Source organism: Xanthomonas sp. SHU 199 (genome assembly GCF_000364665.1).
GTDB classification, from domain to species: domain Bacteria; phylum Pseudomonadota; class Gammaproteobacteria; order Xanthomonadales; family Xanthomonadaceae; genus Xanthomonas_A; species Xanthomonas_A sontii.
The window spans coordinates 1-603 of record NZ_AQOI01000410.1 but is presented as its reverse complement, the minus strand read 5'-3'; the positions used below and the strand labels follow the sequence as shown (position 1 = coordinate 603).

1 pseudogene is annotated in these 603 nt (G+C 75.6%); it reads right to left on the bottom strand.

What is annotated here, in order from left to right:
• Window positions 1-603: pseudogene (locus tag D183_RS24745) on the bottom strand (glycosyltransferase); the annotation flags it as partial.

The following is a 603-nucleotide window of genomic DNA, read 5'->3' as shown; positions in this document are numbered from 1 at the left end:
CTGGCCGGCGTGGCGACCAGCAGCGGCTCGGGCAGGTGTGCGATGCCGTCGCCGCCGTCGCGCAGGAACAGGCGCAGGATCAGGTCCAGTTCGCTGGCGCCGTCGTGGGCCGGATCGAAACCGCCCAGCGCGTGCACCGCGGTGCGGCGGAATACCCAGTGCCCGGCCGTGGCCAGCGGGTTGCCCAGCAGCAGGTCCAGGTCCGGGTCGGGCCGCAGCAGCGGCGCCAGGGTGTCCGCGTCCACGGCCAGCCATTCGTCCGCATACAGTGCGTTGCACTGCGGCTGCTGTGCCAGTTCCAGCAGCAGCCGCAGCAGGCCGCCGGCGTAGAACCGGGTGCCCGCGACCACGCGCAGGCACCAGTCGCTGCCCGGCGCCATCTCCAGTGCGGCGGACAGCGCCGCGGCATCGGCCGCGGCCGGCAGCGCTGGCAGGATCCGGACCCGCGGGTCGGGCCACGCGGGGAGGGAGGCGTCGCCCAGCACCAGCACCTGCACCTGCGCGAACGGCGTGCCCTCCAGCAGCAGGCTGTCCAGCGTGGCGTCCAGCGCGGCACGGTCAGCGCCGCGTGCGTCGACCAGCACGGCGAGCCGCGGCGCGCCG